Below are 6238 nucleotides of genomic sequence, written 5' to 3'. Positions count from 1 at the left end.
GGGCATGGATCATTCCAAGCACCAGGGCATGGATCATTCCAAACACCAGGGCATGGACCACTCGAAACATCAGGGCATGGACCACTCGAAACAGCAGGATATGGACCACTCCAGGCATCCATCGAAAACACCAGAGCCGAAGGAGACTGACAATGCGCATTCCAACCATCACTAAAACGCTACTGCTTTGCGCTGGGGCTGTGCTGGCTGGTTGTGCCAGCCCGGCACTGGAACTGACACAACAGGTGGAGCAGCAGGCCAACAGGGAGCAACTGCAACTGCCAGAGCTGCCAACTGACCTGAGCAGCGACACCAGCGCCGCCGTGAAAAGCTTAGTGCAACAGCCTCTAAGTTTTCAAAGCGTCGCGCAAATTGCCGTGTTAAATAACCCGGATTTCCTGGCTGCTATGGCCGCCCTGCAAGTCAGCAAAGCGGATTTAGAACAGGCCGGTTTGTTACCCAACCCCGGCTTGAGTATCAGCCGTGCACGTGGTGAAGAAGGCTATGAGACCGAACTGGAGTTTGGTTTTGATCTCTTTGGCTTGTTATTTCGCAATCAAAACCTGGCAATAGCCCAGCAGCAGGCCAATCAGCAGCAGTATCAGCTGGCCGAGCAGCTGGTCGCCCTGGTGGCTCAAAGCCGTTTGGCACTGGCGGAAGCCGTGACCGCAGAGCAGCAGCTCAACTATTTGTTGCAGGTGCAGGACGCCATAGACGCATCAGCCGAACTGGCCAGCCGGATGTATCAGGTCGGCAATTACAGTGCGCTGCAGAAAGCACGGGCGCAAAAATATGCGGCCGAAGTGAAATTGCAACTGGCCCAGGCCCAACAACAGCAAATTCAAAGCAGGGAAGCCTTGTACCGCCAGCTGGGGTTATGGGGCCAAGACCTTGCACTGCAGCTGCCACAGCAATTGCCGGATCTGCCGGATACCTTTACCCCAGATCCGAATGCAGAACAGCTCGCGGTCAGTCAACGTCTGGATTTGCACCAAGCCAGAGCCAGTCTGGCCGCGATGGCTGAACAACTGGAACTGACCCAAAGCAGCCGCTTTCTGCGCGGACTGGATGCAGAGCTCTCCGGTTCAGCCCAGCACAGCGAAAGCCGCAGCCTGACGCTGGGTTTTGAATTACCCTTGTTTGACCGCCACAGTGCCCGACTGAATAAAGCCCAGGCGCAACTGCAGCAACAGTTTTATCTGGCACAGGCCAAAGCTGTCAATGCCCGCTCTGAAGTGCGGTTAAACCAGGCCACCCTGGCACAAAACTATGCCATTGCCCGGCACTACCAGCAGCAACTGGTGCCGTTGGCGCAGCGAATTAACCAGGAAAATGTGCTGCGTTACAACGGCATGCTGATTGGTGTATTTGAATTGATCGCCGACACTCAGGCTCAGGTGGCAACCATCACCCAAGCCATGCAAGCGCTGAACAACTTCCACCAGGCCCGGATCCGTTTTGAACAATCCTTGTGGGGCGCTGCCGCACCAGCCAGTTCTGCTCAGCCCGAAGCCAGTTCAGCCGCCGCACCGGCTGGCCATTAGGAGACCCAGATTATGATGACTCGTCGAGATTTATTAAAAAGCGTTGGCGCCATCACAGCCGCAGTTGCTGGAGCTTCTGTCAGCCGCACCGCCATGGCCGCATTGCCTGAACCCGTGATCCAGACCAGCCCCAATACCATGGACCCCCTGGTTCCCAACACAGGCCGCCCCTACAACCCTGTGGTCACCCTCAATGGCTGGACTTTGCCCTGGCGCATGAACAAGGGTGTCAAAGAGTTTCATTTGGTGGCAGAACCCGTGGTCCGCGAATTGGCACCGGGCATGAATGCTCACCTCTGGGGCTACAATGGTCAGTCGCCCGGCCCGACCATTGAAGTGGTCGAAGGCGACCGGGTGCGCATATTTGTCACCAACAAACTGCCTGAACATACATCCGTGCACTGGCACGGCCAACGGCTGCCCAACGGTATGGACGGTGTGTCTGGATTAAACCAGCCGTCAATTAAACCGGGTCAGACCTTTGTGTATGAGTTTATCGCGCGCCGTCCTGGCACCTTTATGTATCACCCACATGCGGACGAAATGGTGCAGATGGCCATGGGCATGATGGGCATGTGGATCACTCACCCGAAAGAACCGCATCCGCAGATTGCCGACGTGGATCGTGATTTTTGTTTCCTGCTTAGCGCTTTTGATATTGAGCCCGGTAGCGCCACGCCAAAAATTATGACCATGACCGACTTTAATCTCTGGACCTGGAACAGCCGGGTCTTTCCGGGCATTGACCCGCTGGTCGTGCGGAAAAACGACAACGTAAGGATCCGGATTGGAAATCTGACGATGACCAACCACCCTATCCATATTCATGGCCATGAATTTATGGTGACAGGCACAGACGGTGGCCCGGTGCCCCACTCTGCCCGCTGGCCGGAAGTGACCACCGACATCGCTGTGGGTCAGATGCGGCAAATTGAACTGCTGGCAGACGAAGAAGGCGACTGGGCTTTCCATTGCCATAAATCGCACCACACCATGAACGCCATGGGCCATGAAGTGCCAACCATGATTGGCGTCGACCACAGCGGTCTGATGCAAAAAATCAATAAATTGGTGCCGGACTATATGGTGATGGGCGAACGTGGTATGGCCGACATGGCAGAAATGCAGATGCCGCTGCCAGCCAATACCTTGCCGATGATGACGGGACAAGGCCCCTTTGGTGGGGTGGAAATGGGCGGCATGTTCAGTGTGTTTAAAGTTCGTGCCGATCAGGGCAAAGGCGACTATTCAGATCCGGGCTGGTTTAAACACCCGAAAGGCACAGTAGCTTATGAGTGGACTGGGGCTAAGCCAGAAAGCCATAGCGCCGAACCCGCACCTGCTGGCGCAGAAGTGGAACTGAAAGTGAAAAAACCTGGTCATCACCACCACGAATAACCCTCCCCCAGTAAGCCGTCCTTTGGACGGCTTTTTTCCCCCACCACAGCCAGGCCCCTGCTGAATCGCGACCATCCGGCCAAAAAAAGCCGCCCCGGTAACAGAGGCGACTTCAGAGTCAAATTTGCCTGCGTTAGCTGAACACGTCAAAAGCAATGTTTTCTGCTTTCACACCCCTTTGTTGCAGTATGGTGAGTGTATCCGCCATTAACCCCTTGGGACCACAGAGATAAAACTCCAGACCGTCCACCGGACCTAAACTGTCCCAGTTCAGTTCCAGCACATGCTGGGCATAGCCTGTTGCCCCTAACCAGCCATGAGCGGCTTTGGACAACACAGGGTAGTAATGGAACCTTGGATGACGTTTGGCTAACTGGTACAGATAATCCCAATAGATCAAATCGTCTTCGGTGCGGGCGCCATAAAAGAAATGCACAGGACGGCTTAAACCCTGGCCCTGACGTTCCGCCAGGGCCAGTTGCTCTTCCAACAAGGCTTTGAGCGGGGCCATACCAGAACCGGCGCCGATCAACACCATACTGCGACTCGACTCTGGTTTGGCGGCAAACTCTTCAAAAGGTCCCAAAGCATCAATGCTGTCACCGACCGCAAGATTTCCGAGGTAGTGGGAACCTATGCCGGGTAATAACTGGCCGTCGGGCGATTTTTGCAGTTTGATCACAAACACCAGTTCTGCACAATCCGGGCAACTGGCCAACGAATAATTGCGGGTGCAGGCCGGGTGACTAAAGCTTTGGTTCTGCACATCCTGCCAGGCGGCCCTAAAGGCGTCTGGCACATCCGCAGGCACGGCCTGAGTCTGACCCGCCGGGATAAAGAACCGCATAAAGGCTCCGGCTTTGTACTGCAGTGGCTGTCTGGTTCTGGCTTTAAAACGTAATTCCTTGATAAAGGGGCTGATAAAAGTGGCCTGGGTTAATGTCAGGCTGTAGCGCTGTGCCTGGGTCACATCCATCAGCGTCATATGCTCCACATCGTTGGCAAAATGCTGACAGGCCAGACGGTAGCCCTGCCCCAATTCATCCACACTGAAATGCTGCAGGTCGGCGCTGGTAGGAGTTACAGTGGCATTGATCAGGACTTTACAGCGGCCACAGGTTCCTCCCCCGCCACAGGTCGACGGCAGCACAATATTATGTTTGACCAGCCCGTCTAACAAATTCTGGTGCGTTGAAAAGCCCAGTTCCCCCAAACAGCGCTGATGGCAATCGAAAAGTTTGACCTGATGTTTTTTACCCAACCAGCTCAGCTGGTACTGGCCGCGCCGGGCCAAGTCCAGGCTCCAGATCAAACCGGTGCCAGCCAGCCACAAGGTCACAAAGGCGAACAACGTCATCAGGGGGGTATTAAAACTGCCTTGGTTACCATAGTCCATAAAATGTAACATCAGGAAAAAGTCGGCCAGCCGTTTGTCATCATCAACATGAGCGGCCACCCGGCCGGATGCCGCATCGATGTAGACGCTGGTATGCAGCGGGTCGTCAAAGTTCACCCGCCAGAGCGGGTTTTGCTCTTTGGGCAGTTCCTCCAGCGGCGGTTGCAACAGTTCAGCAGATTGCACCGCACCAGGTCCGCTGTAAGAGGCGGTAGCCAGTTCAGTCGCCCACCTCTGGTCCAACGTGACCGCCCGACCGGACAGCGCATCCACCAGGCTATGGCTATTGGCAAAGTTGGCATAGAGCCCCCGCTGGTGATTGAGCAGGTAATACGGCTGGCTGTTCAACCAAATCAGTTTAAGTTCGGTGCTGGGCGGAAAGTTAGCCAGCACCAGTGCCGGCTCCACCAGCGTCTGGCCGCTCCAGCCCTGGGCGGCCTGATGATGGGCCCTGTGGCTGTGCCCTGCGGCTTTATCATGATCCATAAAGTTGAAGTACATGCCGCTGCCAAGCCAAATCAAAAACTGCAGGCCAACCATGGCTGACGCCCATTTATGTAGTTTGCGGGTCCAGTTCATGGCAAATCCCTCCCTGGTGTCATTGCCAAGTCGGCGCCAGGCAGCACCAAATCGTCCTGGTCACGCCGCACCACCCTGAAATACACCAGCACCAGACCGGCCAGACAGGCAAAAATGCCAAGGAAGCTGAAGCAGAACAACAGCAGGTTATCCACATCTTCACCATCGTCGTAGTCCATCACATGGAAGCGGAACATCCAATCAAACAGCCGCCAGAAATTGTGGCGCTTGCCCACCAATTCACCTGTTTGTGCCGAGATATACAGGCTGGGTTCACCCAAATCTGCAAAATTCACCCGCCAGGCAGGCAATGCATGCTGGCTAAGTTCAAATGGCGGGTTGTCGGTGATCAGCTGCACATCCTGCACAGCACCGCTGCCGCTGTAATGGAACTGCGCTACCTTGGATGCCAACTGCTCTGACAAAGGCGGCAGCAACTCGCCATTTTGGGCATTCAGCATCAGCTGCTGATCCTGAGCTTTGAAGCGGTACACCGCGTTGCCCATAAAAGCCCCTAGCCGCACGTCTTGAGCACCTGGGTACTGGTGCAACAACTGATGAAGCGGGTAAGTGACCTGACGGGCATCCAACTTAACTTGTTCATTACGGACCAGCGAGTCACCGTGGATATAATCAATATCAAAAAACACCATATAGGCGCCGGTCAGCGACCAGATCACAAACTGCAAGCCGGCGACAGCCATCAGCCATTTATGCAGCTTGCGGCTGGTTTTTAACACTTTCATTGTGTTGTTCATGCATACACTCTCGTTGCACCCCCCCCTTAAAGTCGCTGTGTTGAACCTAAGCTCCGGCCCCGGATGATCTCAGGTCAAAGGCCACTTAAACCTGACCAAATAACAGGGGCGGTGCGCCTGCTCTGCCCGTTATTGCGACTCAGCCGCCAGGTTCTGGTTCGGTGCCAGGCCATCCAGAATGGCACAGTGCGGCGATAAATCGCCACAGCAGCGGTCTGATAGCTGCTGTAGCACCTGCTCCATCTGGCTTAATTCCGCAATCTTTTGCCGGATTTCCGCCAGATGAAGTTCGGCCAGCTGTTTCACATCCCGGCTGCTGCGGTTGGGGTCCCGCCACAGCGCCAGCAAAGATTCAATTTGTATCAGCGAAAACCCCAGGTTCCTGGCCTGACGGATAAACCCCAGTTGCTGCAACTGCTGGCTGTTGTATAGCCGGTAACCCGCGTCGGTTCTGGATGTTTTTTGCAGCACGCCAATGTCTTCATAATGACGGATCATTTTTGCCGACACCCCACTGACGGCAGCGGCCTCTCCAATAGTCACTAAGCTTTTCATCTTAACTC

Annotated in this window: 5 protein-coding genes; 2 read left to right on the top strand and 3 right to left on the bottom strand. The window is 55.0% G+C overall.

Going from position 1 to position 6238, the window contains the following annotated elements:
• Positions 1-152 precede the first annotated feature (152 nt).
• Positions 153-1544 (top strand): TolC family protein, encoded by a 1392-nt coding sequence (locus WKJ03_RS13145; protein WP_337842671.1) that lies wholly within the window; start codon positions 153-155, stop codon positions 1542-1544.
• A 15-nt stretch (positions 1545-1559) separates the two neighbouring features.
• A complete protein-coding gene (locus WKJ03_RS13140; RefSeq protein ID WP_337842676.1) occupies positions 1560-2942 on the top strand; it encodes a copper oxidase in 1383 nt (460 codons plus the stop codon).
• A 133-nt stretch (positions 2943-3075) separates the two neighbouring features.
• On the opposite strand, the gene WKJ03_RS13135 is transcribed toward WKJ03_RS13140, so the two are convergent.
• The 3 genes from WKJ03_RS13135 to WKJ03_RS13125 all read right to left on the bottom strand — a co-directional run bounded on the left by WKJ03_RS13135 (position 3076) and on the right by WKJ03_RS13125 (position 6230).
• On the bottom strand, positions 3076-4917 hold the full coding sequence (locus WKJ03_RS13135; protein WP_337842670.1) for a 2Fe-2S iron-sulfur cluster-binding protein: 1842 nt from the start codon (positions 4915-4917) through the stop codon (positions 3076-3078).
• Entirely contained in the window at positions 4914-5663 is a 750-nt protein-coding gene (locus WKJ03_RS13130) for a PepSY domain-containing protein (protein WP_337842669.1), read from the bottom strand. The genes WKJ03_RS13135 and WKJ03_RS13130 overlap by 4 nt, the downstream gene beginning before the upstream one ends.
• 141 nt (positions 5664-5804) lie before the next feature.
• The gene (locus tag WKJ03_RS13125; RefSeq protein ID WP_337842668.1) at positions 5805-6230 is read right to left on the bottom strand and encodes a Cu(I)-responsive transcriptional regulator; all 426 of its coding nucleotides are present in this window, start codon (positions 6228-6230) and stop codon (positions 5805-5807) included.
• Positions 6231-6238 lie beyond the last annotated feature (8 nt).

It is taken from the genome of Rheinheimera sp., assembly GCF_037442525.1.
In the GTDB taxonomy this organism is placed as follows: domain Bacteria; phylum Pseudomonadota; class Gammaproteobacteria; order Enterobacterales; family Alteromonadaceae; genus Pararheinheimera.
Note: the sequence above shows the minus strand (reverse complement) of the source record. Positions and strands in the feature narration are given on the sequence as shown.

What these genes read in the sequence shown, in the direction of transcription:
- WKJ03_RS13145 (WP_337842671.1), top strand. Translation starts at nt 153, where the DNA reads ATGCGCATTCCAACCATCACTAAAACGCTACTGCTTTGCGCTGGGGCT.
- WKJ03_RS13140 (WP_337842676.1), top strand. Translation starts at nt 1,560, where the DNA reads ATGACTCGTCGAGATTTATTAAAAAGCGTTGGCGCCATCACAGCCGCA.
- WKJ03_RS13135 (WP_337842670.1), bottom strand. Translation starts at nt 4,917, where the DNA reads ATGAACTGGACCCGCAAACTACATAAATGGGCGTCAGCCATGGTTGGC.
- WKJ03_RS13130 (WP_337842669.1), bottom strand. Translation starts at nt 5,663, where the DNA reads ATGAAAGTGTTAAAAACCAGCCGCAAGCTGCATAAATGGCTGATGGCT.
- WKJ03_RS13125 (WP_337842668.1), bottom strand. Translation starts at nt 6,230, where the DNA reads ATGAAAAGCTTAGTGACTATTGGAGAGGCCGCTGCCGTCAGTGGGGTG.